This is a genomic window from Zoogloea sp., from assembly GCF_017302315.1.
In the GTDB taxonomy this organism is placed as follows: Bacteria; Pseudomonadota; Gammaproteobacteria; order Burkholderiales; family Rhodocyclaceae; genus Zoogloea.
Genome location: NZ_JAFLDT010000024.1, coordinates 17,012 through 41,120, shown reverse-complemented (window position 1 = coordinate 41,120; position 24,109 = coordinate 17,012). Strand labels below are relative to the sequence as shown.

The following is a 24,109-nucleotide window of genomic DNA, read 5'->3' as shown; positions in this document are numbered from 1 at the left end:
GCCCATCGCCCGATGCCCCCCGACACCGCCCTTGATCTGGCCCGGGCCGCCTTCCGCCAGGCCGACCGCACCCTGCAGAACCTGCGCCGCGACTTTCCCGAATGGCACCTGGGGCGCCCCCGCTATGCCCTGTGGGCGATGGACGTGGCGACGCCACCGGTTGACCGGGCCGTGGCCCGCGCAGCCCACCACCTGAATGGCCTGCTGCTCGACGGCTACGCCCGCCAGCCCCACATCACCCTGGCCCTGGGCGGTTTTCCTTCCCCAGCACCCACCCACCCGGACGACTACGGCCCCGCGGCATTCGACACCCACCTGGCGGCACTGCGCGCCCTGGCACCCGCCCCCTTCGAGATCGATATCGGCGGCATGGCCAGCTTCACCTCGGCCCCCTTCCTCACCGTTGGCGATGAAGAAGGCGGCATCCGGCGCCTGCATCAGGCCCTGGGCGGCATGCACCCGGGCGGCCCCTACACACCCCATGTCACCGTGGGCCTGTACGGGGGCGAGTGGCCTACAACCGAAGTGCTGGCACGTCTCGACAGCCTGGCGGACGCTCCCCCGCTACGCTGCCGGATCGAGCGGGTCAGCCTGATGAGCTACGCCGCCGCCGAGATCGGCGGCCCGCTGGCCATCCTTGCCGATTTTCATCTCGCCGATGGCAGCCTGCACTGGCGCGGCGAAGCCCTGTTTCCCCCACCCACCGCGCGGGCACCGACACCGGCGCAGCCCTGACCTCACACCCGCGTACCCCCACCAGCGAACAGCATTTTTCCCTTCGGTGTAAGAAAGGCGCCCCCCGCCCGACAAAGGAGCAGATGCCATTGGAGCGTCGCAGCCCTGGCCCCCGCCGGGGCCCCACCCCCTGCCACCTCAACCGGGAGCCCCCCATGACCACCCTGACCCGCCTGCTTGCCGGCCTCGCCCTGGGCCTCGCCGCCACTGCCGCCAGCGCCCTCGACATCCAGCCCTACAGCGCCCAGGCCCTCGCCACTGCCCAGAAGGCCGGCAAACCCGTCGCCCTGCACTTCCATGCAGACTGGTGCCCCACCTGCCGTGCCCAAGAGAAGGTCTTCAACCGCCTCAAGCCCGACACCAGCCTGGATCTGTCCCTGCTGGTGGTGGACTACGACAAGGAACGCGCCCTCAAGCAAAGCCTCAAGGTGCGCACCCAGTCCACGCTGATCGTCTATCGGGGTGAAAAAGAAACCGCCCGCCTCGCCGGCGACACCGACGAAACCAGCCTGCGCGCCGCCCTCAAGAGCGCTCTCTGAGCGCCGCCGCCATGAGCGACCCTCTCAGCGCCTCCCTCTCCCTCTCGCACCTGGGCCTCAGCCTGCTGGCCGGCAGCCTCACCACCCTGTCACCCTGCGTGTTTCCCATCCTGCCCCTGGTCGTCGGCGGTGCGGTGCAGACCAACCGCCTGGCCCCGACGGCGATGGGCGTCGGCATGGCCGCGTCCTTCGCCCTGATCGGCCTGCTGCTGGGTGCCGCCGGCCCGGCCCTGGGCATCGATGGGGACAGCGTGCGCAGCTTCGGCGGCATCATGCTGGTGGCCTTTGCCGCGGTCATGCTGATTCCCGCCCTGAGCCGGCGCTTCACCGAACTGATGCTGCCCATCGCCAGCTCGGCCAACAACGCCTCCAGCCGTCTGGACAGCGGCTCCCTAGGCGGCGCCTTCCTGCTCGGCGGCCTCCTCGGCCTGGTATGGAGCCCCTGCTCCGGCCCCCTGCTGGCCTCGGCCCTGACCCTGGTGGCCAGCGACGGCGGTGCCGGCCGCGGTGCCCTGATCCTGGGCCTGTTCGGCACCGGCGCGGCGATCCCCCTGGTGGCCGTGGCCTACGCCTCACGCAGCGGCTTCAACAAGGCCCGGGGCTGGGTGATGGCGCGCGTCGAAGCGGTCAAGCAGGCCTTCGGCATCCTCATCGGCCTCACCGGCATCGCCATCCTAAGCGGTGCCGACAAGTGGCTGGAGGCCCGGGTGGTGAGCGTATTGCCCGATAGCTGGGTGAATCTGACGACGCTGTTCTGAACCTGGCATTTACCGCCACCGGGTGAGCCTTCCCCCGGTGGTGGGCACACCCCCGGCATTCCGCCGTGCTCAGCGGCGCCCCATCCTCGCACCCTCCCCCGAAAATCCCCTGCGTCCAGTGGACAGTCCCTGCGCTTGCTGGATAGTCACCCCCCCCTCCGATCCTTAGATTGACGCCATGTTCTGGTGGCCCGATTCCGCGGGCTTCCTTCGCCAAACTGGATAGACGACCTATGGATCGCATTTCATCAACTGTGGAGCCGGCGCTCGCAGCCCCGGACACCCGGCCCTCCCGCCTGCGGAGCGGCACCGTGAAGGTCGTGGTATCGAGTGTGCCGTGGCTGATCATCAGCGGGCTGCTGTGGGCGGGCCTGTTCATCAAGCCCCAACCGGTGGGTGGCACGGTGCAGCCACCCGTCCTCGAACGGCGCGATCACTACTACGGCATTGCGCCAGCCCCCGGCGGCGGCGTGTGGGTCGCCGGCACGGGCGGCAAGATCGTCGCCATCGACGACCAGGGACACGCCCGGGTGCTGGCCATCCCGACCGACCAGACGCTGCAGGACATTGCGGTCTGGGATGAGCGCCATGGCGTGGCGGTGGGCAACGACGGGGTGATCCTGACCACGGCCGATGGGGGCCAGCACTGGAAGAGCGTGGAGGGCGTGCCCCGTTCAACGGTGGCCAACAAGCTCACCCGCATCCGGGTCTCGGCGGAGGGCAAGGCCGTCGCCACCGGTGAGATGGGCGCCCTGCTCCACAGCAAGGACTACGGGGCGAGCTGGACCCGCCTGCGTGACGAGGAGGACGTGGCCTGGAACGACGCGGCGCTGCTGCCCGGCGGTGGCCTGGTGGTGGTGGGCGAATTCGGCCGCATCCTCGTCAGCCCGGATGGGGGCAGCACCTGGCTGACGCCCGAGGTTCCCGTATCGAGTTCCCTGATGGCCGTTGCCTTCCGCAATGGCAGGGACGGCGTGGCCGTGGGCCTGGAAGGTGTGGTGCTGAGCACCGCCGACGGCGGCCGGACCTGGCAACGGCAGAAACAGGACAGCCATTCCCACCTCTTTGACATCGCCTGGGATGAGCCCACGCAGCGCTGGCTGGGGGTGGGTGCCCTCGGCGCCTGGGTAAAGGCCGCTGCGCCCGCCATTGACTGGCAGGGTGGCCGTCTGGACGAGCGGGATCTGGCCTGGCACACCCGCATCCTGCCCGTCGGCGGGGAGGCCTGGCTCGCCGGCGCCAACATCGGCCGCTGGGATGGCCAGCGCTGGCAGCCCATCGGCCGCTGAGCCCCGCGACGCCGCCCCCTTCCCCCACCTTTCATCACCTGTCCGGGATACACCATCATGATTGAAAGAATCGCCGCATTCTGCATGCGTCGGCGCGCACTGGTGGCAGGCGTGATTGCCTTCCTGACCGTTGCGCTGAGCTGGTTTGCCCTGCGCATCGAAGTGCGCACCGTGTTCGAGGACATGCTCCCGTCCCGCCACGAGTACGTGCAGACCCACCAGAAGTTCAAGGACACCTTCGGCGGCTCGAACATGGTCACGATCATGCTCGAGGTGGACAAGGGCGACATCTTCGACATGGAGGTGCTGGAGAAGGTCCGCACCCTGACCCTGGGGCTGCGGGAAGTCTCGGCGGTCAATCCCTTCCAGATCACCTCCCTGGCGTCGAAGAAGCTCAAGGAAGTCCGCGCCTCCACCGACGGCATCGAGACACGGCCGCTGATGTGGCCCGAGCTGCCGGCCAACGCCGAAGAGTTGGCCGCCCTCAAGCAGGCGGTGCTGCGCAATCCGCTGGTGTATGGCCCCTTCGTCTCCAAGGATCTCCAGGCCACGCTGATCACCGTGGACTTCATCGACCGGGAGGTGGACTACACCAAGGTCTTCGAGGAGATCGGCGCCCTGGTGAAGAAGGTGGAGAGCGACCGGGTCGGCGTGCGGGTGGTGGGCGCGCCCATCCTCTACGGCTGGGTGGAGCACTACCTGCCCGAGACGCTGAAGCTGGTGGCCACCGCCCTGGCCCTGACCCTGGCCATGCTCTTCCTGCTGCTGCGCACCTGGCGCGGGGTGATCCTGCCCCTGCTGGCCGGCGCGGTGAGCGCCACCTGGGCCCTGGGCATCTGCAATCTGCTGGGCATCCACTTCGAACCCCTGGTCATCGTGGTGGCCATGCTCATCACCTCCCGGGCGGTGTCCCACTCGGTGCAGATCGTCAATCGCTTCGATGACGAGCTGGAGCACATCGCCGACGGCAGCGAAACCTCGCGCCAGGCGGCCCACATCGCCCTGGTGGATCTGTTCCGCCCCGGCATGGTGGGGGTGATTGCCGACGCGGCGTGCATGGCGGTGGTTGCCCTCAGCCCGATCCCCATGCTGCAGAAGCTGACCCTGCTGTCGGTGGTGTGGGTGATGACCCTGACCATCAGCGCGGTGATCCTGACCCCCGTGCTGCTGTCGTGGATCCGCAAGCCCCAGGGCACGGCCCACGGTGTCGATCTGGCCCCGCTGCTGCGCAAGGTGCTGGACTTCGGCCTGTGGATGGCCCTGTCGCGCTTCCGCTATGTGGTCATCGGCTGCAGCGTGGTGGTGCTGCTCAGCTCCGGCTTCTACGCCCTCAAGCTCAAGGTCGGCGATGCCAACCCGGGCTCGCCGATCCTGTGGCCCGAAGCCACCTACAACCAGGACTCCACCGCCATCAATCAGCGCTTTGATGGGGTGGACCGGATGTTCGTGGTGGTCGGTGAAGACGGCAAGGACGGGCTGGTCAAGAGCAATGAGATCCTGCAGGCCATGAACCGCTTCCAGCGCTTCATGGAAGTGCAGCCCGAGATCGGCGGCTCCATTTCCATCGCCGACGTGGTGCCGGTGCTCAACAGCACCCTGCGCGAAGGCAACCCCCGCTACGAGGAGCTGGGGGCCACGGCAGCCATCAACGGCAGCCTGCTGGCCATTCTCGAATCCGTCTCGGAGCCGGGCGACATGGACCGCTTCGTGGATGGGCCGGCCGCCAACGGCGCCATCACCCTGATGTTCCGGGACCGCCAGGGCGAGACGATCCGCACGGCCATGGCCCGCATCAAGGAGTTCATCGAGCGCAATCCGCTGCAGGCCGGCGAATGGCAACTTGCGGGCGGGCTGATCGGCATCACCGCGGCCATGAACGAGGTGATCCTGGCCAGCCAGATCGAGGGTGTGGCCCTGGCCCTGCTGGTGCTGATGATCATCTGCACCGTGGTCTATCGCTCCACCGTGGCCGGCATGCTCTTCATGGTGCCGGTGATCATCTCCAACACCCTCACCTTCGCCTTCATGGCCTGGAAGGACATCGGCATGAGCATCAACACCGTGCCGGTGGCCGCCCTGGGCATCGGGCTGGGGGTGGATTACGCCTTCTACATCGCCGACCGCATCAAGGAAGAGATCGCCATCGGCACCAGCCCCGAGAACGCCATCCGCACCGCCCTCCACTCGGCCGGCATGGGCGTGCTGGTCACCGCCAGCGTGCTGATCCTCAGCACCCTGCTGTGGTGGGCCTCGTCCCTGCGCTTCCAGGCCGAGATGGGCCTGCTGATGGCCATCTGGCTCGGCATCTCGGCGATGTCGGCGCTGTTCGTGATGCCCTCGGTGATCTACGTGTTCCGTCCCGATTTCATCTTCGGACGCAAGGACAAGCCCGTCCTGGCCAAGGTCCTCAGCCAAGCGCACTGAGCCCGGTTCCCGGCGGGCCGCCAGCGTGCGCCCGCCGCCCCCCCAATCCGCCGGATCTCCGGCGCCACCCCCAGCAACCCAGGAGAAGAGCATGACAATTGGAAACACAGGCAACAAGCAGCATGTCTGCAGGCCTCAATGCGTGGCGGCAAGCCTGTTGCTCGCAGCGGCCGTCCAGACCGCCAATGCCGGGGAGCCGGGCGAGGTCAAACTCGATGGCTTCCTGCGCCAGGAGTTCTCGTGGAACACCGCCAACTGGAAGGACACCCCCAACTACAACGACCGGGGCAAGCTCTCCATGGCCCGCTCGACGGCCCGCATCAACATCGACTGGACGCCGGTGCGGGACGTGTCGGTGGTCACCAAGCTGCGGGCGGTGGGTGAAGCAAAGACGTCCTTCCTGAACCACCTGGAGAAGATGGGCGCCTACAACTACGGCTCGACCAGCGGGCGTGGCGACATCATGGCCCTCTACAACAAGAACGACATCAGCGACGTGATCCGCGAGATGTACGTGGATTTCCCGGTGAGCGAGCGCGTCCGCCTGCGCCTGGGCAAGCAGCAGGTGGTGTGGGGCGAGACCGACTTCTTCGCCGCCAACGACCTGGTGCACGGCTTTGACTACACCTGGCGCTCCTTCCTGGAGCCCGCCAACGAGGAGCTGCGCAAGGCCAGCATCATCGCCAAGATGAATGTGGATGTGCCCGAGCTGGATGGCGGCGTGGAGATGTTCGTGCGCCCCGGCTGGGACCGCAAGTCGGATATCGGCAACGAGCTCGACGTGTATGGCGGGCGCTGGTCCAGCCAGTCGGTGGTGGGCGTGGACTTCCGCAACATCGACCCCTACGACTTCCGCAACCCCAAGGGCGACTCCCGGAAGGTGACCGGCGGCGTGCGCTGGACCGGCCTGGCCAAGGACGTCAACTACTCCGTCTCCTACCTGAAGACCTACTGGAACAACCCCCTGCTCAACGCGGCCAGCACCCTCAAGCTGTTCGGCCTGCCGGGCGTATCGTCGGGCGTGACCACCGTCGGGCGGCCCGACAGCCTGGGCGTAGCCGGCGACCTGATCTACCCCACCGTGGATGTCTTCGGCGCCACCGCCAGCGGCTATGCCGCCTGGGCCGATGCCGTGTTCAGCACCGAAGTGGCCTTCATCAAGGACGCCCCCTACCAGTTCCAGAACGGCGCGCTGGCCGGCCCCCTGTCCCAGGCCGTGGCGCCGGGCTTTGACGGCATCAAGCGCAAGGATCTGGTGGCCTGGATGGTGCGCATGGACAAGAACATCGCCGCCACCCAGGAATGGCTGGGCACGGAGAAACCCATGTTCTTCTCCGTCCAGTTGTTCGACAAGTGGCTGATGGACTACGACAAGGGCGAGCGCCTGCTCAACGCGGTGGGTGCCGGCCAGCTCACCAAGGAGCACTCCCTGCTGCTGACCGCGATCTTCGACCTCTCCTACGACAGCGGCCGGCTCAAGCCCAACCTGGTGGTGGGCACCGACCTGACCTATGCCGGCGGCTTCATCGTGCCCTCGGTGACCATGGAACTGAACAAGAACTGGCGCTGGAAAGTGGAGTACGACAAGTTCTGGAACGACGAACACCGTGATCTGAACAAGTGCCCGGCGGGCAACGTGGCCGTCTGCGACAGCGCCAGCCTCTTCGGCTACTTCCACAAGCGCGACCAGCTTTACACCAGCCTGACCTACCTCTTCTGACCCCCATTCGGAGCTATGACCATGGCAACACGCAAACATCCCCTGCTCGGCGCCTGCGCAACGGTGCTCGCCCTTTCCATCAGCAGCGCCTTTGCCGCAGAACTCCCGCCGGGCACCATCATCTCGGCCGAGAACATCGACAAGGTCAAGAACGACACCTTCGAAGGCCACACCATCGCCAGCCTGCTGACGGAAAAGATGGAATGGCGCATCCGCAACAACGGCTGGAAGCTGCCGCTCGCCAAGTCCCAGAAGGTCAAGCTCGACCCCAAGTGGCTGAAGGCCTCGGAAGCCAATGCGGGCAAGACCAAGATCAATGCGGAAAGCTGCCAGATCGACGGCTGGAGCGCCGGCCAGCCCTTCCCCAATATCGACATGAAAGACCCCCAGGCCGCCGAGAAGATCGTCTGGAACTGGCATCTGGGCCAGCTGGTCGGTGACGTGGCCATCGTGCCCTTCTACACCCAGGTGCTGATCGACGGTCAGAAGGGTGTGCACGCCGAGCCCATCGCCGAATTCACCCGCTACGCCATGAAGGGCCGCCTGTCCGGCGAAGCCACCCAGGGCGACGGCACCCAGCGCGGGCGCCAGCTGCTGTATTTCAAGGCCCCGTCGGACATGAAGGGCATCGGCACCTTCACCATCCAGTACGACTCGGTGAAGGTGAACGACGTGTGGGCCTACGTGCCGGCCGTACGCCGCGTGCGCCGCCTGTCCGGCGGCGCCTGGATGGACCCGGTGGGCTCCTCCGACCAGCTCCAGGATGATCTGGAGATCTTCAACGCCCGCCCCTGCTGGTACAAGGGCTACAAACTGCTGGGCAAGCGCCACGTGCTGGCGGTGATGCACAGCAAGTACCCCCTGTGGAATTCCAAGGGCGACGGCTTCGAGAAGAAGTACCCGGTGCTTGAGAACAAGCCACCCTACTGGAACATGAACAACAACAACTTCGAGCCGCGGGAAGTGTACGTGGTGGAGGCCACCACTCCGTCCGAGCACCCCTACAGCAAGAAGATCCTCTACATCGACACCCAGTTCCCGCGCATCCACTACGGTGAGGCCTACAACCGCAAGGGCGAGTTCTGGAAGTTCATGGAATGGCACTCCTTCCCGGGCAAGGCCGAGGACGGCTTCCTGGACATCCGCACCGCCGCCGGCGCGATCATCGACTTCCAGCGCAATCACGCCACGGTGTCCCTGATCGACACCGCCACCTGGAAGACCAACCCGCCGGGGGTGAAGGAGTCCGACGTCTCGCTGCAGACCCTGCAGGGCGCCGGTCGCTGATCCCTCCCACCCGTCTGCATTGACCGGGGCGCCATCCCTCAGCGGAAGGCGCCCCGTTTTTTTGTCTGCGGCAGCCGGCTGCCGCCACCGGAGACATCCCCATGGAAAGCGCGCCAACCCACGTCATCCAACGCAACATCAGCCGCCACGCCGCCCTGCGCCTGGCCACCGCCGCCCTCGACGAAGCCGAGCGCCTGGGCATCCACGTGAACGCTGCCGTGGTGGACCGCCACGGCACCCTGATGGCCTTCCTGCGCATGCCCGAGGCCTCCCTGTTCTCCAGCCAGACGGCCTTGGACAAGGCCTACTCCGCCGCCAGCGCCCGCATGCCCACCTCCCAATGGACCGACGCCCTCGCCCCCCACCCGCCCCTCGTCCAACACAACATCCTCCAGCGCCCCCGCCTGGTGGTGTTCGGCGGCGGGTTTCCGGTGGACGTGGACGGCGAAGTGATCGGCGCCATCGGTGTGTCGGGGGGCAGCGTGGAGGAAGATGAAAAGTGCGCCGAGGCGGGACTGGCCGCACTGCGGGGGTGAGGATGGACCCACCCCGTGGGGGCGAGTGCATTCAATGGGCCTGTGCTGCGTGGATTTCCCGTGTTTGGCGTATCGTTGGCCGGGATCTTCCCACGGCCGGGTTTGCACACCCGGCCGGCTACGGCGGCGCGGAGCATGCTCCGCGAAACCCCGCCTCCGCCCCCGGCGGGCGACTGACTTTCTTGCGTCGCCAAGAAAGTCAGCAAAGAAGGCGACCCGGCCACCCCGGTCATTCGCTGCGCGAATGACTCCCCTGCGCTGCTCCCAGCAGGCGGCCGGCGCGGAACTCGCCCTTCGGGCTCAGACAGCCGCGCCGGACTTCCCCGCCCGCTGGTGCGCTGCTCGGCGGGTCGGAACGGGCTTTTCGGATACACCGAGCCCCTGCGGAAATTGAGTCGGGCACTGACCGTTGATCACCTGCATCTTCTTTCCCCTCTGGCGCGCCGACTGGAGGGTTCGGCAGGCGGAAAAAGGGCTGCGCATGTCTGAGCCCGCAGGGCGAGTTTGCGCAGACCCCGCCTGACGGACCCGGAAAGAGGGCACCCCCGCAGGGGGCGCGACAGCGGGGTATGAAGGGGAACGAGATAAGTCACCGGGGAATCCTGAGATAAACCCGGGATGAGGCGGGATCAGGCGGGACGTCGAGGGACCGAACATGAAACGATGTTTAGCGGGGCTAAACGGCGGGCCGATCTAGATTCAGAGCAAATTCTCACTAGTTTCGGGGGATGCGCTCTCGGGGTTTCGAATCCGGGAGCCTGAGTGGTCGAAGGGATATCCGTCGTGCTGCACGCCGTCGAGGAGGCGGCCAGCGAGTTTCTTGCCAACACGCTGCATATAGGCGCTGTCTCCCCCATCTTCATCCTCCAATCGATTCCCGTCGCCGCCGTTTTCATTCAGTCGGATGCACGGCCAGCGCGTTGCGCCGGGGTCAATGTCGGCCAGGGATTTCCCGTCATCGAACGTGTGATAGCAGTCGCTCCGAGGAACCCACTCACCCCACTGCTTAAACAGCATGGGCACTCCAGCAGTAGCACACTGGTCGCGCAAGCTGCGAGCCCACGCAGGGTGCATCGGCCGGGCTTTCGGGCCGGACTCGCCGCCGACGACGATCCAGTTCAGCCACCCAGGGTCAAACTCGTTTCCGCTGGTGTGTAGAAGCTCTCCGGTCATTGTCGAGAAAATATCGACCGAACCCAGAAGTGGCTCAGCACTGATCCAGCGCACAGCGGCTGGGGTGTCCAAAAGCAGCGGAATGCGCTCGTTTGCCGCCGCTTGGTCTTCGACGCTGACACCGAGCCAGATGCGCGGGTGCGGCCCGTCAAAGTCCATGATCTGATCCCACAGGCTGTCCGGATCGATCCCGCCGCCGTAATTAACTGCTGCACGTGCCCATGCTTCACGTCGGTCGGAGTTGAAGTAGGCGCGCATGCGGTCAGCGCGCTTCGTCAGTACCTGGAACACGTGGCCGGGCTGCTCGTTGCGACCATACAGGCATGCCCACATGACACCTACTACGCAGTCAATGAAGTCATCCGACACCGCCGGGTGGAATAGGTCGGACATGCTATTGACGAAGATCATGCGACGCTTCGCCCAGCGAATAGGCTGATCAAGCCGGTCGCCATGGGTCCGAACGTCTGTGAAATCGCGGCCAGCATAGGCAGGCACCAGTTTCGTCATGCGTGGCCACTCCCTCTCGGCGTAGCAGTGCTTGCAGCCCTGGCTGACCTTTGCGCATCCAGTAACAGGGTTCCAGGTGGCATCAGTCCATTCGATCTTGCTCTTGTCAGCCATGTTTTCTCCATTGTCTATGCGACGTTGACGCCGCAAATCTCATGTCAGCCAGCGCTCCAGCACGTCCATCACTGCCGCCTGAGCCACCGGGGCGAGGCCGCCGGTGTCTTCGGCGGGCAGGAAGGGGCGTGCGGGGATCTCGACCTTTTTGCCCTTGCCGGCGCGGCCGCCGAATTGATGGATGGCGGCATAGACCATGGGACTGCCAACCGTGAGCGTGTTGCCGTCTACTCGGCTGTAGATCTCGCCGACGAGCGAGCGGGTCTCGCCGATCAGGGGCTTTTTGTTGATCGTGCGGCGGGAGCCGGCGGCGGTGATGCGGCCGGTGCGCTTGCTGTAGCTGCCCGAAAACTTTGCCAGGTGGGCCAGGATGGTGGCCTCGGTGTTGGGGGCCCAGCGCTCGCCCCAGGGGCTTGTGCTGGCGGCGAAGGCGCCCTTTGTGATCGCCAGGATGTCTTCGCCGATCTCGAGCAGCGCCGGGCGCAAGTTGGTTGCGCGCTGTGCAAGCTGATCGAGGACGGCCTGGGCGGCCGAGTCGCGGATGGTGACGTCAAAGGCGGTCATCGGGTGCTGGCCAAGTAGCGTTCGACTTCGGCCCACAGGCCTGGCTCTACTCCACCCTTCACCTCGGCGAGAAAGTCGGCGGCCAGCTCGAAGGGCAGGCTGCGGGACTTGTCTGCGACGACGCGCGCCAGGCCGAGCGGATCGGCGGCGGTGGCGCCGGGGGCGTAGCCCCAGCCCTTGTCGATGCCGGGCAGCTCGCCGGTGCGGCTGTTGAGTGCGTCCCAGCCGATGGGCGGTAGGGTGGCATCGCCGGGCTTGGGGCCGCGGACGGCGATCACGTAGCAGTGGCAGCCGAAGCCGTTGGGCGGGTAGTGGGTTTTCCACCAGGGGTGGTCGTGGGGCAGCGTGAGGCGGGATTGGCCCCAGGCCAGGTGCAGCGGCCGCGGGCTTGCGACGCCATCGGCGTGGACGTAGCGCCAGTAGGGGCGCTCGGCGAGCAGATCCGGATCGTTGAGCTGGGCCCAGCGGCCGGCGCTGTAGCTGGTGGCCATGTTGGTTTGGTAGATGACGCGGGTGCGCCAGGTGCGGCCGGCTTTGCTGTCGGACCCGACCCAGCCTTCCCAGCCGTGGCGGGAAACGATCTCATCGAACTGGGTGCGGAACTGAGCGATTGTGCCGCCCTCGGCGATGGCCTGGGTGACGGCCTCATGCAGGTCGTTGAGCAGATCTGCCCGCATGGCGCCGGCCACGACGAAGGCGTGATCGTGCTGGGCCTTGGTGATGGCGTCCAAGGCATCCGTGGGCAGGCTGACCTTCTTGGAAAAGAAAGCGAGCTGCTCGGGGAAAGGCTGGTTGAAGCCGATGCGGGCGGAGGGGGTCATGGATCAGTCGGACGATGAAGAGCTGCAGCTGCTCGACGAGCTGCTGTCGGAGCTGCTGCTGCACGATGGGCTGTCCCAGCTTCCGCTTGCGCCAGCGCCCGAGAACTCGCCCCCGCCACCGGTGAGCTCCGGGGCGCTTGTGCGGGACCAGAGCATGGCCGGTGTTGGGAAGCTGTCGTCGGGTGACGATGACGCCGGGTAGGTGCTGCGGCCGGCGGAGTGGTCGAATGAATTCGACCCCACGGGGCCGCTTCGGCTGTGGCGCGCTGGCGCGGGTGCGGGGGCTTGGCGGGCCTTGCGGCGGGCGCGGAAGCGATGGATCAGCAGTGCTACGAGCGTGATCAGCAAGGCGATTGCGAGAACGATGGCCACGTGGCCACCGACGATCTGTGTGTTCATCATTCCCCGCTCTTCGATGTGAGTTTCAGGGCGCTGGCGGGCACGTTGCGAAACCGGTCTCCAGCCATACAGTCGGGGTACAGGACGATGTCGAACGTGCCGGGCATGTCGCCGTAGCCCACGGCTTCATAGGTGGCGCCCATGTACACAACTAACGAACCAGGCTTGATTTCTGGGGGGTGAGTTCGCTTTTCGACCTTGACCGTCCAGTCGCCAAATTCGCGATGCCCCTGCGTCACGCCCTCGATATCAAACATCATCGACTTACTGTTGTTCTCGGCGGCGCTGCAGCAGAGCAGGAGCGCCGCAGCGAAGGTGGTTGTGCGGTCAAGCTGATCGGCCGCCGCAGTAAGAAATGCAATTTTCTTCTTCACCAGTTTGCCCAGCGCTTCGTCAGACAGATCACTCCAAAGCGCTGCGGCCTTCTCTTCTTCGGTCAAGATAAGTTCAGCCATGATTCAACCCTCGCTCTGCACATCAAACCGCCCCGCCAACTCCGCCACCTGGTAGGCCGTCTGCATCACGCTCGCCAGCTGGTCGCCGGGCAGTTCGGAAAACGCGTTGAGCAGGGCCTGGTCGAGCGCGGCCAGGCTGTCGGCGCTGGCGACCAGGGTGCGCACCTGGTCGAGTACTGCATTCCACGCGGGGCCGGCTTGCTCGGCGAGCTGGGTCGCCAGGCGGGTGACCGGGGTGGGGTCTGCGGTACCGGATTCGGCGAATGACACCGGCGCGAGGGGCGGTGCTGCAAGCGCGGTTGCGGGCGGAGCGGACTCGGCGAGGTCGCCCTCTTCGTAGCCGTAGGCGCGCATCCAGTACTTGTTTGTGAACTTGGCCCCGGCCTTGGCGTTGCTGGCGTCGCGGTCGGCTTGCAGCTTGTCCTTGGCTTCCTGATCCCACATCTCGAAGCGCGGAGCCTGGGCGCTGGCCCAGTTGCGCTCCACCACCCACTTGATCAGGGTGTTCACCGCCTCGGTGATCACCTCGGCGTCGCCGTCGCGGAGGTCATCGGCCACTTCCAGCCCGGCGCTGGCGCTGGCCTTGTTGCTGTTGGCCTCGGTGGTCTGGTTTGTGCCGGTGAGCGCGATGGATACTTCGCTGCGGCAGAACATCACCAGGCGCTCGTACAGATCGGCGCTTGCGGCCTTGGAGCCGGACTCCAGGGGCTCGACGCTGCCGTCGTCGGGGATGGTGCCCACGCCGTCCTGGATCAGCGCGTCGAGCTGCTCGAGCAGCTTGTCGTGGTCGGACTGTTCGGCCGTGCGGGGGAGCTTGCCGACCATGAATGTGCCGCCGTACTTTTCAGAGAAGCGCAGCCAGAACTTCTGCCCGCCCTTCTTAAACACGATGGGCCAGTAGCACATGGATAGGTCGGCAAACCCGTAGGGGTTGTCGTAGGTCGCGTCCTGCCGGGGCAGCAAAAACTTTCTATCGGGCAGCAGCTCGCCCTGCAGCTGGTTGTCGCGGGTCTTGAAGCGCAGCTGGTTGTCTGTGTCGAAACCGAACCATTCCGGGGGCTTGCCCACTACGTTCTCGGGCACCCACATGGCGCCGCGGGACTGCCACATGATCTCCATGGGCTGGTAGCCGTACAAAACGGCGTTGAGCGCCTCGCCGATGATCTGGTCCATGGGCAGGTCGGCCAGCAGGCTCTCGATGCTCTTGTGCACGCGGGCCGGCGACTGGCCGCGGTCCAGCCCCCACTGGAGCGCTTTGACGGCGCTCTTGCGGCGCCGGACGCAGCCGCCGACGTGGGCGTCGACACGCAGATCGCGATACACGCGGATGTGCTGGCCACGGGCGCGCAGCACCGGGTCAGGGTTGGGCAGCAGCATGTTGCCGAAGGTGAAGTCCAGCGACCGGGCGCGGGTTGCGATTTCGTCGGAGAGTAGGCGTGCCATTGTCAGTAGCCCGAGAGGTCGGTGCGGGAGTGGGAGGCGTGGCGGGGGTGGCTTGTGGCATGGCTGCCGACATGGACGGGGCCGGATGCCGTGGAGGCGGCTTCAATGGCCAGGGCCAACGCCCAGAAGCGGTCGGCGTGGCCATCGGGCGTGCTCTCTGCGACGAAGCGGATGTTCCCGGCGCCAGTGGTGACCTTCTGGACCTTGCGCAAATCAGCACGGATCAGGGGGTCGTCAGGGATGCGGAGCTTGCGGTCTTCCATCGCGCCCTTGAGCGGGTAAGCGAGTGCTTCCTTCACCTGGGCGGAGAAGGTTACCGCCTCAACGCGGCTGGTGCCGAACTTGTCCTGGGCGTCATCCGCCCATCCGATGCCCAGGCCGGTGGCGTCAATGCAGATCCGCTCGCAGCGGGCAAACCAGGGGTAGAGGATCGCCTCCTGTGCGCTCTTGCGCATCTTCTCCATCGGGATGACAGCGCGGGTGTGGAGCACGTCGCCCAGGCGTTCCACCACCCAGAGAACGGTCAGATCCTTTTTTCGGCCGATGTCCACGCCGCAATACAGCGGCCCGGCAAAGGTGTCGGAAACATCCCGCTCCCAAGGCATTCCGGCCAAGTACTCGCAGCCTGTGATCAGCTCGTACTCGATGAACTTGCTATCGTCGTCCGCCGGAATGCACATGTATTCCTGATCAAACGATTCTTCGTCGGCGGCGCCGGACCTGGTGAAGTCGAAGTAGGCGGCTTCGTCCATCTCCTGCTGCTCCGCATCCTCCGGGAGAGCTTGCTGGAGCTTGTAGAGGAAACCCTGGTCGAGGGCGTCCTGCAGGGTCACGCGGTGCAGGCTGATGCGCTTGGGGTTGCCCTTCTCGCGCACCTCCCGGATCAGCCCGTTGAAGAAGCTGTTCGATCCGCGGTGCGTGCTCACCAGCTCCATGCAGCCACCCCAGGTGATACCCGGGTAGGCAATTGCCCACATTTTTCGCTGATCAGCATGCAGGGCAAATTCGTCCAGAATCCGGCTGCCGCGCTTGCCGGCCTGGGCGTCGGGGTTGCTTGACATGCTGTGGATGCGCTTGCCGGACGCAAACTGGAGCACGTACGCACTCAGCTTCTTCTCCGCATCAATGACGACTTCGCCGAGATCCTTGGCGGCCATGTTCATGATGCCGGCCCACAGCTTGCAGTCCTCGATGAAGAGCCGCGCCTGAATGTCGTCACGGCTGCTCACCCACTCATCGTGGCGGGCCCCTTGTGCGGCCGTGCGCTCGTCGGATCCATAGGCCGTAGACCAGCTGATACCGATCTGGCGCGACTTCTCCATGAGCTTGATGCGCGACGTGTCCTTGATCCACTTGGACTGAAACGGCAGAAAGATGGCATCGGGGTTGGCCGGGATGATCTTGGCGCGGCCCTTGAGCTTGGCCATTACACGATCCCCAGTGCCTCGCGGATCGCCCGCTTGGTCTCTTCCGTCACGCCGCCCTTACTGCCCATGGCGTCGAGCTTGGCCTTCTGCTCTTCGAGCAGCCGCTCGCGCTCTTCCTTCGCGATCTGCGCGCGCATCTCGGACTGGAATTTCTTGAGATTGACCGACGCCCGGGTGAGCGTGGCGATGTTCTTCGCAGCAGCGGAGAGCAGGCCGATGCGATCCTCTGCGGGCAGATCTTCTTCGCTGGCCTCCTGCAGATTGATGATGCTGTCGAACAGCTCGGTCTGCACCAGGGCAATCACTGCCTCCGAGCGTGCATCCTGGTCATCTGCCGCGCCCTCGGTGAGCATCCGGGCGGCCTCGGTGCTGGCCTTGATGGCCGCAAAACGCCGTTCGATTTTCTGCCCGTAGCGATGAATGGCGCTCTTGCTGATCTGGTAGCCCTTGTCGCGGAGCATGCCCTCCAGGGCTTCGTAGCCGGAGAAGCCGCCGCCGGTGAGCGCGCGCTCCAGCCAGCGGCGCACGTCTTCGGGCAGGCCCTCGATCTTGGCGCGGGGAGCCATGTCAGCCGGCCCAGTACTTGACCGGGCGGGCAATGCCCGGCTGGCAATCCACCGTGTATTCCACGATGTCCACGCCGTAGCGTGTCAGGTCGGCGAACCAGGTTCCGCTGGGCTCCTTGCGCAGGTCAACCAGCTTGCGGTCGGCCAGGTAGTCGAGCTGCTTGCGCGTCTCGTCGGGCGTCACGTCCGGGTAGATCGCGCGCAGTACGTCGCCGAGAAACTGCTCGTTGGTGGTGTAGGGCCGGGCCTTGTCCAGCGTGTTGAGGATGTTCCAGCGCATGCCTTCGCGCCGGACCTTGGCTTGATCAATCGTCATGCGTTGTTGCTCCTGAGCTGGATGTTTTCGATGCGGACGGCCACGGCGTCGAGCTTGGCTTCGAGGACGGTCTGGTTGCGCACGTAGTCTTCGCGGCGCACGTACTGCACGGGCAGGTCTGCTTTCAGGCTCATCAGATCCCGTTCGATCTGAAGCCAGTGGCCCGACTCTTCCTTGGAAGCCCGTTCAAGTTTGTCGAACTGGTCGTCCCAGTGTTTCTGCGTCACCTCTCGCGCCGCGTCCTGGGCTGCAAAGCGTTCAACCAGGCGTTTCTCGACCTGGCCGAGCAAGAGCTTTCCGAAGCCCGCGACTGCCCCGAAAAAAGCCAGCAGCAGCGTGATGAGGTGCCAGAGATCCAGCTGCACAACGTTCATCCCCGCCTCCCATTCCGCCGTGCCGCATCGGCAATCCAGTTGGCGTCTTCCTGGCACTCGGTGCACAGGCGCACGCCCGGCACCGCGGCGCGGCGCGCTTCGGGGATCTGGCAGCCGCAGCCGTCGCACTCGCGTGCGCTGTCTGCCACCGTCTTGCCCGCGGTGGGGTTGTGTCTGTGATGCGCCTCGAGGGCGTCTCCGGTGAATTCGGCTTCGCGCTGGGCGGCGCGGTCGGCGGTGTCGGTCATGGTGCGATATCGAGGTGAGTCAGGCGGGCGAGGCACGCCGCTGTTTGCGCTTTTGCGGTCGCAAGGTTTCGGGTTGCCTGAGCTTCAGCCGCCGCACATGCTCTGCGAGCAGCGGCGTCCGCCAGTTGGGTGTGTTGATTGGCGCACGCACGCCGGCCGCTCTCATATATGCCGTCGTACAAGCCCCGGCCCACAGCCAGGGCCAGAACAAGGGCAGCGGCAACCAGGGCGGCGCGCCAGGTGTAGCGCACATCAGCCCCTCCGCCGGGTGAGCGCCTGCCGTGTCACCACGCGCAGCATTGCGTTAATGACGGGCAACCCCACCGCAACCGCCATATAAAAGCGATCACCCACCAGGGGCTGGAGCAGCCCCGTGCCGGCTTCGAGGGCCACCAGCCCTGCCGCCAGCGCATTGACCTGGAGCGTTCGGCTGCGCCACCAGATCTTGCTGGCCTGTTTAGTTGCCCTCGGCATGGGGCACCTCGCTCATGAGCACTTCGCGGATGCGCACGTGGCTGCAAAACACGGGGAGCACGTCCCGGCGACCCGGTTTGATCACAAAGCGGTCGACAACTGCTGCGGGGGCCGGGGCGTCGGCGCCGGGCAGCAGGGCTTCACCGGGCTCGGGGCTGATGCAAACCACCTCAAGGCCGTGGGCCATGCCCGGATCGTCGTGGGATATCAACAGCGTGAGCATGTTGCGATTGCCCCGATGCACAACAAACCCCAGGGCGACGTGGGCGAGCAAGTGCTCGGGATGGTCGACGCGCAGCTTGTGATCGCGGATGGGGTGCTCGAACCAGCCGCCCGTGGTGTCAACGTGGTGCGCGCTGACGATCAGATCGTCGTCGCACGGGCCAGCGTCGGTGAACTTGAGGGTAAAACGGATGCTCATTCTGGGCGGCTCCTGATGGGTGTTGATTGCGTTGTGCCCCATCTTCGCGTGCGCGCGGAGGGCTTGCCCTGGGGGAAGGCGCCCCCAGAATGACAAAGCCCCGCTCAAGGGCGGGGCTTTGGGGGGAACTGACAAGGATTGCTTTACTGTTCGTCGTTCGGGATGGACTTGGCTTTCGCCTTCTTCTCTGCGATGAATTCCTCATGCCACTTTAGGGCCTTCGTGCACGCGTTACCAAAGTCGTCGTCGTAGATCCAGCAAGTGGCATAGTAGCCCCAGGAGAAGGAGTAGCTGTCTTTTAGAATCCTGCTTGGTACCGGTGTCGCGAACTGAACGAGCCAGCCCATCTTGCACGCATCGCGCAGCGCCTGACTCCACTCTTCGGTATCGTCCTGATCGGGGCAACAGATTCCTATGGCTTTAAAGACGTCTTCGGCGTCAGATTCAAACGCCTCGCTCGCGATGTCGGGCCATGCATCATCCATGCACATTGTTCCGATATGGATGATCTGTTCGATTCGAATGGCTGAGTCGAAAAACTCGCTCATGATTTGCTTCATTTTCATTTCAATCCAGGCCGGTTTCGGACGGGGCGGTCCTAAAAATCTCAGCAATGCGCTCGAAGGCCCGCGCCATTTCTTCTCTTCGTCCTGGAGATTTAGGCAGCCAGAAGGTCACGGCACTACGATCATCGTCAGCCGGGGGGTGATGTAGCCTCTCAGATGAGTGCAAAATCAGTTGGGCCGCGTGGTAGGTCACACCGGTATTGCTGGGCTTCTCGACCAGCAGTACTTCGTGGGTCAGCTCTTGGCTATAAACGTTGATTCTCATGATTCAATCCTCGCTCTTCGCTTATTTCATATTCATCCCAAGCATCAGCCCGATCATTTGAACAGTGATCATCCGGTGATGCTTCGAGCGTTGCTCTTGATGTTGCTGTTGTCGTTGATCAATCACGACCGTCATCTGCTTCCTTTTGGCTTCATGTCGCTCTCGAGCTGCATGGCGTTCGGCGGTGATACGTTCAAGCGCTGACGCGACTCGTTGCTCGTAGTTGCCTCTTCTTTTTGCTTGTCCCATCGTTGCCTCCATCAAAATCCAAACATGTCCAACTGCTCGTTCGTCAGGATCGACGGGCCTTGAGTAACCGGTGGCGGTGCGCCGTTGACGATGAGGCGTACCCGTTTGTCCGACAGCCGAAACTTGCGGCACAGGGTCCGCCGGGCGGCGCGGGTAGAGAGGCCATCGGCAATCAGGGCGTCGTACTGGGCGACCATCGCGCGATCGCGCTCTTGCTGGATGACTTTTGCGCAGTTCGCGAAGTAGACCACCTCTCCACCCCAAGCCCGCATCACCACGTCGGTCGGGCCCTCGCCCAGCACGTCTGACCACTCCCTGTACCACTCGCTGTCGCGAGTCTTGCTAATGCGCCAGTCGCAGCCGAGCATGTGGTGGTCCAGCAGCACCATGACGTTCTCGATGCCAATCAGGGCCGCCAGATCGCGGATCACCGGGGGCAGGTTCATTTTTCGCCCACCTGTGCGCTGGCGATAATGGCCAGGCGCTCCCAAGCGGACCACAGCGCATCGAAGGTGTCGGGCCGGCGGGTTGGGGCCGCGCGTTGGATGACGTCAGCCACCGTATCGCCGGGCACCAACAGTTTTGCCGCCTTGAGCGCATCCAGCCGGATTTGCAGGGCCGCGGGCAGCAAGCGGGCAGCCCACGCCTTGAGGCCTTCTGTCACGGGGGCCATGTCGCGCACCCAGGCCAGGTCATCTACCCCGGTCTGGCGGCACACGTAAGCATTGAGAGCTGCTTCGGATGGGTCGCGCAAGGCGCCGAGTTCGGCAAGCAGTAGCCAAACGGCCCGCGCTTTCGACGCATCGGCCGAGGTGTCGAGGGGCCGGCGCTCTGGCTTGGGCTTTGCGTTGGCCGGCTTGCGGGGCCTGAAGCCCAGGCGCTTGAGCTCGTCAATCACCCGGTCGAGCTGCAGTGTGGTGCAGTCTGAGCAGCTCGACTTGCCCTTCACGGCCCGGCCGATTGCGGCGCGGTAGTCGGCATCCTCAATGGCCAGTTGGCGCTTGGCGACCTGGATCATGCGGATCTTGCTGGCGCGGATGTGTTCAGTGGCGATGGATGGCATTGTCAGCCTCCTGGGCAGCATCAACGGCGGCAGCAAAGTAAAGCAGATCTTCGGCGATGGCTCTGGCGGTGGTGGGGGACATCATGGACTTCGCAATCGTCTCCTCGCCATCACGTATATGGATGAATACAGCGTGCTCGCCGGTCTCCTGGTGTAGTGCATGGCCGACGGAAAGGTGATCCCCGATGTTCATGTCTTTGTCGTCAGCCATGGCGATACCCCTGGGCTGTCTGAAACGTTTTTGCGCCGTGCTCCATGACCATCACCACGCGGCCATCGTCGGGGTGGCGGAGCTGGAAGTGGATGGCGCGGCGGGAGCTGTTGTGGAGCAGCGCGCACCCCGATGCGACGTCGGCGATGGCTTGCGGCTGGTTGGGGATGGGCTCATCGATGATCATCACGCGACCGCGATTGAGGATGGCGAGCTTGAGATGGGTAGGAGTCATTTGCGGGGCTCCTCGTTGACGATGACGTGGAAGCGGCTGACACCGTACCGGTCGCCGGCCTCGGGCAGCATGGCCGTGATCTGGGCGCCGGTGACGTCGAGCGGTCGAGTGGATTTTTTGAGCAGGGCTATGACTGCCTGCCTGGAGCCCATGGTGCAGGTCGTGGATATGCCCCTGAGGCCCGCGGCTTCGGCGGCGGGGGTGGCTTTGGGCGCGGCACGGTACGTAGCGTTTGCGTCTCGCACAATGACTTCGACTTCATGGGAAACGCTCTGCGCCGGAGCGGCTTCGAGGGCTGCGGCCCACATCACATCGATGTTGTTGCCCCCGGTTTCCTCCATGTACTCCCGGCCTGCAGCCGCAGCGGCCGCGCGCATCTCTGGCGTCATCTTTGTGGGTACGGATTTCCAGTTGGTATCCATGTCGGGCCTCACGCGGTTGCCAGGTCGAGGGAGATGGCGCGGTATTGGTCGGTGCCATCGATACGCTGATACACGCGCACATACACCGAAGTGCCGGTGCTCTGGATGCTGTCGCGGATGGCGTCCATGGCCCGCTCCCACTCGTCGTCGGTGATCTCCAGGCGCAGCAGCTCGAGCACGGCGGCTGTTTTGATCTGGCCCTTGCTGTCTGTGCGAAAAGCTCTGTCGACAAGGGCCCGGATGTTGTCGTTGGCGCCCTCGCTCCAGCGGATGATGCAGGCGTTGATCAGGGCCTTGGCGGCCTCGATCTCTTCGGTGAAAGTGATGCGCTCGGCGTAGGCCCGTACCACTTTGTACTTGCCGTCAAAGGTGGTGATGGTGACGTTGCCCTTCTCGCCGCCGATCGCCACCTTGTACTTTTCAGCGGACACCGACACCAGGTCGGCAATGTCGGCCAGGGCGCGGGCCTTGAAGGCTTTGAGCTGATGGTGGATGTTGAGGGCGCGGTCGGCCAGCTCGGTGGCAACCTGGTCGCGCAGCAGATCCTGCTCGCGCACTTGCTCGCGGGGCACGAGGTGACCGGCGGGGTTGAGGAGGTAGCCTTCGGGGATTGCGGTGTCAGCCATGGTGGGGCGTCCTGATGTTGTTGAGAGGAGGAAACTGCCGCGGCGCCTGGCCGGGCATGGGGATGGGGGTGATCCAGACGAGCTCACAGCCGCGGTACTGCATGGCGCGGTGGGTGCAGTCGCCGGATTCGGATTTGACGTAGATCGGGCCGCCGGAATTGAAGAGCGTGGGGGCGCGGTAGAGATGGATCTCGGGCGGGCCGTCGTGCACCACCCGTGCTGAGAGGATCTCGGCGCCGGCTGCGCGCAATTCGGCCACGGCGGTGCGCAGGGCGTCGATGTCGGACTCGATATTGCGGAGGCGGCTCATGGTTGCGGGCTCCCTTTGCCGCCGCCGGCCCGGGTGCTGGGCGGGATGCTGATGGCTGCGCCCCGGCCCTTCTTCTTGGCGCCGACTTTCGGCCCCGGGCGCGCAACGGGCAGGCGCCCCACGGGGTAAAGCACTGTTGTGCGCTTACCACCCACGATCACAACTGCATCCATGACTTCGCGCTCTGCAATCAGTGCTTCAAGGGCGCCCTTGACCCGCTGGGTGTTGCCCACCCGGGTAAGCAGATCTGCTTCGGGCATGGGCGCCTGGCTGCAGCTCTTGCTGAGTGCCTTGAGGATGGCCACGCGCTCCGCTGATGCCGAGGCAATGCTCGCGCCGGGCTCCCAGGAAGTCATTGCCGGACGATCTGCGGCACCCCGCGAGCAGATCTGCTTTGGTGCGGGTACAGATTTCTGTGTGTCGGGCACATAAATCTGTGTGTCCGGCACGGCGGTATCCGGTGCAGCCGAGTCGGGCAGCAGCGCATCCCAGCCTTTGGGAAGGCGCTGCCCGGCGGCGTGCAGCAGCCGCGCCAGGATGGGGCGGGGCGGGTACTTATAGGCGCCGCGGAGCACAGCGCGCAGGGTGCCCTGGCTGCCCCCGATCATGCGGGCCAGCGCATTGGTGCTACGGCACGTGGCCGCGGCCCAGACTGCGATGTCCTTCGCAGCGCGGATTTCGTCCGGCGTGTAGTGCGGCAGGAAGTCGGTGCTCATGCTTCCACCCCCGGCCGCCAGGCCCAGTGCGTGACGCCCAGGGCGGGCTCCGAATCTACGTACCACCACTGCAGACCGTCAAAGAGGCCCAGCCAGGCCGGCGAGTGGGGGTCGCAATCTGACCAGACGAGCACCCATTCGAAAACCTCCGGCAGGGCAGTGGCCACGGCGATGCGCTCGACGAGGTAGCAGCCCGTCACCGGGTCGGGCTCGGCCACGGCCAGGCCGGCCTGGTAGGCATACAGCAGGTCGGCGGCAAAGCGCAGATCGGTGCTCAGGCGCACGAGCTCTGCCAGGGCGAGGGTGCTCGTCTCGCGCTCGGCGGCCTCATTCACAAGGGTGACCTGCTTGTACAGCTCGCCCACCAGGCGTTCGGCCTCGGCGCGGTCGGCGTTGCGGTCGCGGCGCAGGGGCGTGGGGTGCGGGGCGTTCATTGCTCGGCTCCTTGGGCGGCGATGAGGGCCCGGCCCGCAGGGAGCGGGTCGGCGCAGGACTGCATGACAGCGGTGACGCGGGCGGCGGTGTCGGCCTCGGCCCGGTCGAGGGTGACGAGCACGCCCAGGCCAAAGGCCATGACGATGCCCAGCACGGCGCGCTGCGCCGGGGCCATGCCGGCCCGGCTGGTGGGTGCGGGGATGGGGGCCTCGCTCCAGAGCATGGACGGGGCCGAGAGATCGACGGGCAGGCCGTCGCGGTCGGCGTCGCTGTGGTCCTGGTCGATGGCGTCCCAGGTGTAGAGCAGGCCGAAGCCTTCTCCCCCTTCAAACACCAGCACGGGCTGCAGGGGCCGGTTTCCGGGGATCTGGGCCCAGTACCAGCCGGCACGGGTGGGGCGGTGGGTGGTGAGTTGCAT

General features: G+C 65.4%; 34 protein-coding genes. 9 read left to right on the top strand and 25 right to left on the bottom strand.

The window, feature by feature from the left end:
- Positions 1–12: 12 nt before the first annotated feature.
- The 8 genes from J0L98_RS09645 (at position 13) to J0L98_RS09610 (ending at position 9,288) form a co-directional block, all read left to right on the top strand.
- A complete protein-coding gene (locus J0L98_RS09645; protein WP_296411534.1) occupies positions 13–735 on the top strand; it encodes a 2'-5' RNA ligase family protein in 723 nt (240 codons plus the stop codon).
- A 155-nt stretch (positions 736–890) separates the two neighbouring features.
- Positions 891–1,274: a thioredoxin family protein gene (locus J0L98_RS09640; protein WP_296411533.1), complete on the top strand. Its 384-nt coding sequence runs from the start codon at positions 891–893 to the stop codon at positions 1,272–1,274.
- An 11-nt stretch (positions 1,275–1,285) separates the two neighbouring features.
- A complete protein-coding gene (locus tag J0L98_RS09635) occupies positions 1,286–2,032 on the top strand; it encodes a cytochrome c biogenesis protein CcdA (RefSeq protein WP_296411531.1) in 747 nt (248 codons plus the stop codon).
- Between the two features lie 233 nt (positions 2,033–2,265).
- On the top strand, positions 2,266–3,321 hold the full coding sequence (locus J0L98_RS09630; RefSeq protein WP_296411530.1) for a YCF48-related protein: 1,056 nt from the start codon (positions 2,266–2,268) through the stop codon (positions 3,319–3,321).
- 57 nt (positions 3,322–3,378) lie between these two features.
- Positions 3,379–5,745, top strand: a complete 2,367-nt coding sequence (locus J0L98_RS09625) for an MMPL family transporter (RefSeq protein ID WP_296411529.1) — start codon at positions 3,379–3,381, stop codon at positions 5,743–5,745.
- A 91-nt stretch (positions 5,746–5,836) separates the two neighbouring features.
- Positions 5,837–7,465, top strand: a complete 1,629-nt coding sequence (locus J0L98_RS09620) for a DUF1302 family protein (protein WP_296411528.1) — start codon at positions 5,837–5,839, stop codon at positions 7,463–7,465.
- 21 nt (positions 7,466–7,486) lie between these two features.
- Entirely contained in the window at positions 7,487–8,752 is a 1,266-nt protein-coding gene (locus J0L98_RS09615; protein WP_296411526.1) for a DUF1329 domain-containing protein, read from the top strand.
- Positions 8,753–8,853: 101 nt separating this feature from the next.
- On the top strand, positions 8,854–9,288 hold the full coding sequence (locus J0L98_RS09610) for a heme-binding protein (protein WP_296411524.1): 435 nt from the start codon (positions 8,854–8,856) through the stop codon (positions 9,286–9,288).
- A gap of 699 nt (positions 9,289–9,987) precedes the next feature.
- On the opposite strand, the gene J0L98_RS09605 is transcribed toward J0L98_RS09610, so the two are convergent.
- The 3 genes from J0L98_RS09605 to J0L98_RS09595 are packed head-to-tail and all read right to left on the bottom strand — an operon-like array spanning position 9,988 to position 12,470.
- Complete coding sequence (locus tag J0L98_RS09605) at positions 9,988–11,085, bottom strand: phage Gp37/Gp68 family protein (protein ID WP_296411523.1); 1,098 nt, start codon at positions 11,083–11,085, stop codon at positions 9,988–9,990.
- Between the two features lie 39 nt (positions 11,086–11,124).
- Positions 11,125–11,649: a phage virion morphogenesis protein gene (locus tag J0L98_RS09600; protein ID WP_296411521.1), complete on the bottom strand. Its 525-nt coding sequence runs from the start codon at positions 11,647–11,649 to the stop codon at positions 11,125–11,127.
- Positions 11,646–12,470: a phage minor head protein gene (locus J0L98_RS09595; RefSeq protein WP_296411519.1), complete on the bottom strand. Its 825-nt coding sequence runs from the start codon at positions 12,468–12,470 to the stop codon at positions 11,646–11,648. The genes J0L98_RS09600 and J0L98_RS09595 overlap by 4 nt, the downstream gene beginning before the upstream one ends.
- Here J0L98_RS09595 and J0L98_RS09590 point away from each other — a divergent pair.
- On the top strand, positions 12,469–12,672 hold the full coding sequence (locus J0L98_RS09590; protein ID WP_296411518.1) for a hypothetical protein: 204 nt from the start codon (positions 12,469–12,471) through the stop codon (positions 12,670–12,672). The genes J0L98_RS09595 and J0L98_RS09590 overlap by 2 nt on opposite strands.
- A 196-nt stretch (positions 12,673–12,868) precedes the next feature.
- On the opposite strand, the gene J0L98_RS09585 is transcribed toward J0L98_RS09590, so the two are convergent.
- From J0L98_RS09585 to J0L98_RS09480, 22 genes are all read right to left on the bottom strand, one after another.
- Entirely contained in the window at positions 12,869–13,324 is a 456-nt protein-coding gene (locus J0L98_RS09585; RefSeq protein WP_296411517.1) for a hypothetical protein, read from the bottom strand.
- 3 nt (positions 13,325–13,327) lie between these two features.
- Positions 13,328–14,767 carry a DUF935 family protein gene (locus J0L98_RS09580; RefSeq protein ID WP_296411515.1) on the bottom strand — a complete coding sequence of 480 codons (1,440 nt, stop codon included), beginning with the start codon at positions 14,765–14,767 and terminating at the stop codon, positions 13,328–13,330.
- A 2-nt stretch (positions 14,768–14,769) separates the two neighbouring features.
- Positions 14,770–16,194, bottom strand: a complete 1,425-nt coding sequence (locus J0L98_RS09575) for a terminase family protein (protein WP_296411514.1) — start codon at positions 16,192–16,194, stop codon at positions 14,770–14,772.
- Entirely contained in the window at positions 16,194–16,760 is a 567-nt protein-coding gene (locus J0L98_RS09570) for a DUF3486 family protein (protein WP_296411513.1), read from the bottom strand. Before J0L98_RS09570 ends, J0L98_RS09575 begins: the two co-directional genes overlap by 1 nt.
- 1 nt (position 16,761) lies before the next feature.
- Complete coding sequence (locus J0L98_RS09565; RefSeq protein WP_296411511.1) at positions 16,762–17,076, bottom strand: hypothetical protein; 315 nt, start codon at positions 17,074–17,076, stop codon at positions 16,762–16,764.
- Positions 17,073–17,450 (bottom strand): hypothetical protein, encoded by a 378-nt coding sequence (locus tag J0L98_RS09560; protein ID WP_296411510.1) that lies wholly within the window; start codon positions 17,448–17,450, stop codon positions 17,073–17,075. The genes J0L98_RS09565 and J0L98_RS09560 overlap by 4 nt, the downstream gene beginning before the upstream one ends.
- Positions 17,447–17,698 (bottom strand): TraR/DksA C4-type zinc finger protein, encoded by a 252-nt coding sequence (locus J0L98_RS09555; RefSeq protein ID WP_296411508.1) that lies wholly within the window; start codon positions 17,696–17,698, stop codon positions 17,447–17,449. Before J0L98_RS09555 ends, J0L98_RS09560 begins: the two co-directional genes overlap by 4 nt.
- 252 nt (positions 17,699–17,950) lie before the next feature.
- A complete protein-coding gene (locus J0L98_RS09550) occupies positions 17,951–18,172 on the bottom strand; it encodes a hypothetical protein (protein WP_296411507.1) in 222 nt (73 codons plus the stop codon).
- Positions 18,156–18,593, bottom strand: a complete 438-nt coding sequence (locus J0L98_RS09545; protein WP_296411506.1) for a hypothetical protein — start codon at positions 18,591–18,593, stop codon at positions 18,156–18,158. Before J0L98_RS09545 ends, J0L98_RS09550 begins: the two co-directional genes overlap by 17 nt.
- A gap of 143 nt (positions 18,594–18,736) precedes the next feature.
- Positions 18,737–19,141 (bottom strand): hypothetical protein, encoded by a 405-nt coding sequence (locus J0L98_RS09540; RefSeq protein WP_296411505.1) that lies wholly within the window; start codon positions 19,139–19,141, stop codon positions 18,737–18,739.
- A gap of 19 nt (positions 19,142–19,160) precedes the next feature.
- Positions 19,161–19,424: a hypothetical protein gene (locus J0L98_RS09535; protein ID WP_296411504.1), complete on the bottom strand. Its 264-nt coding sequence runs from the start codon at positions 19,422–19,424 to the stop codon at positions 19,161–19,163.
- Positions 19,425–19,445: 21 nt separating this feature from the next.
- A complete protein-coding gene (locus J0L98_RS09530) occupies positions 19,446–19,673 on the bottom strand; it encodes a hypothetical protein (RefSeq protein ID WP_296411503.1) in 228 nt (75 codons plus the stop codon).
- An 11-nt stretch (positions 19,674–19,684) separates the two neighbouring features.
- Positions 19,685–20,119 (bottom strand): Mor transcription activator family protein, encoded by a 435-nt coding sequence (locus tag J0L98_RS09525; protein ID WP_296411502.1) that lies wholly within the window; start codon positions 20,117–20,119, stop codon positions 19,685–19,687.
- Positions 20,116–20,736 carry a regulatory protein GemA gene (locus J0L98_RS09520; RefSeq protein ID WP_296411501.1) on the bottom strand — a complete coding sequence of 207 codons (621 nt, stop codon included), beginning with the start codon at positions 20,734–20,736 and terminating at the stop codon, positions 20,116–20,118. The genes J0L98_RS09525 and J0L98_RS09520 overlap by 4 nt, the downstream gene beginning before the upstream one ends.
- The gene (locus J0L98_RS09515) at positions 20,717–20,947 is read right to left on the bottom strand and encodes a hypothetical protein (RefSeq protein WP_296411500.1); all 231 of its coding nucleotides are present in this window, start codon (positions 20,945–20,947) and stop codon (positions 20,717–20,719) included. Before J0L98_RS09515 ends, J0L98_RS09520 begins: the two co-directional genes overlap by 20 nt.
- On the bottom strand, positions 20,940–21,182 hold the full coding sequence (locus J0L98_RS09510; protein WP_296411499.1) for a hypothetical protein: 243 nt from the start codon (positions 21,180–21,182) through the stop codon (positions 20,940–20,942). The genes J0L98_RS09515 and J0L98_RS09510 overlap by 8 nt, the downstream gene beginning before the upstream one ends.
- Positions 21,179–21,604, bottom strand: a complete 426-nt coding sequence (locus J0L98_RS09505) for a hypothetical protein (protein ID WP_296411498.1) — start codon at positions 21,602–21,604, stop codon at positions 21,179–21,181. Before J0L98_RS09505 ends, J0L98_RS09510 begins: the two co-directional genes overlap by 4 nt.
- 8 nt (positions 21,605–21,612) lie before the next feature.
- Positions 21,613–22,230, bottom strand: coding sequence for a DUF3164 family protein (locus J0L98_RS09500; protein ID WP_296411496.1), 618 nt, complete (start codon positions 22,228–22,230; stop codon positions 21,613–21,615).
- Positions 22,223–22,540 (bottom strand): hypothetical protein, encoded by a 318-nt coding sequence (locus J0L98_RS09495; RefSeq protein ID WP_296411495.1) that lies wholly within the window; start codon positions 22,538–22,540, stop codon positions 22,223–22,225. Before J0L98_RS09495 ends, J0L98_RS09500 begins: the two co-directional genes overlap by 8 nt.
- On the bottom strand, positions 22,537–23,256 hold the full coding sequence (locus J0L98_RS09490; RefSeq protein WP_296411494.1) for a hypothetical protein: 720 nt from the start codon (positions 23,254–23,256) through the stop codon (positions 22,537–22,539). Before J0L98_RS09490 ends, J0L98_RS09495 begins: the two co-directional genes overlap by 4 nt.
- Positions 23,253–23,690 (bottom strand): hypothetical protein, encoded by a 438-nt coding sequence (locus tag J0L98_RS09485; RefSeq protein WP_296411493.1) that lies wholly within the window; start codon positions 23,688–23,690, stop codon positions 23,253–23,255. Before J0L98_RS09485 ends, J0L98_RS09490 begins: the two co-directional genes overlap by 4 nt.
- A complete protein-coding gene (locus tag J0L98_RS09480) occupies positions 23,687–24,109 on the bottom strand; it encodes a hypothetical protein (RefSeq protein WP_296411491.1) in 423 nt (140 codons plus the stop codon). Before J0L98_RS09480 ends, J0L98_RS09485 begins: the two co-directional genes overlap by 4 nt.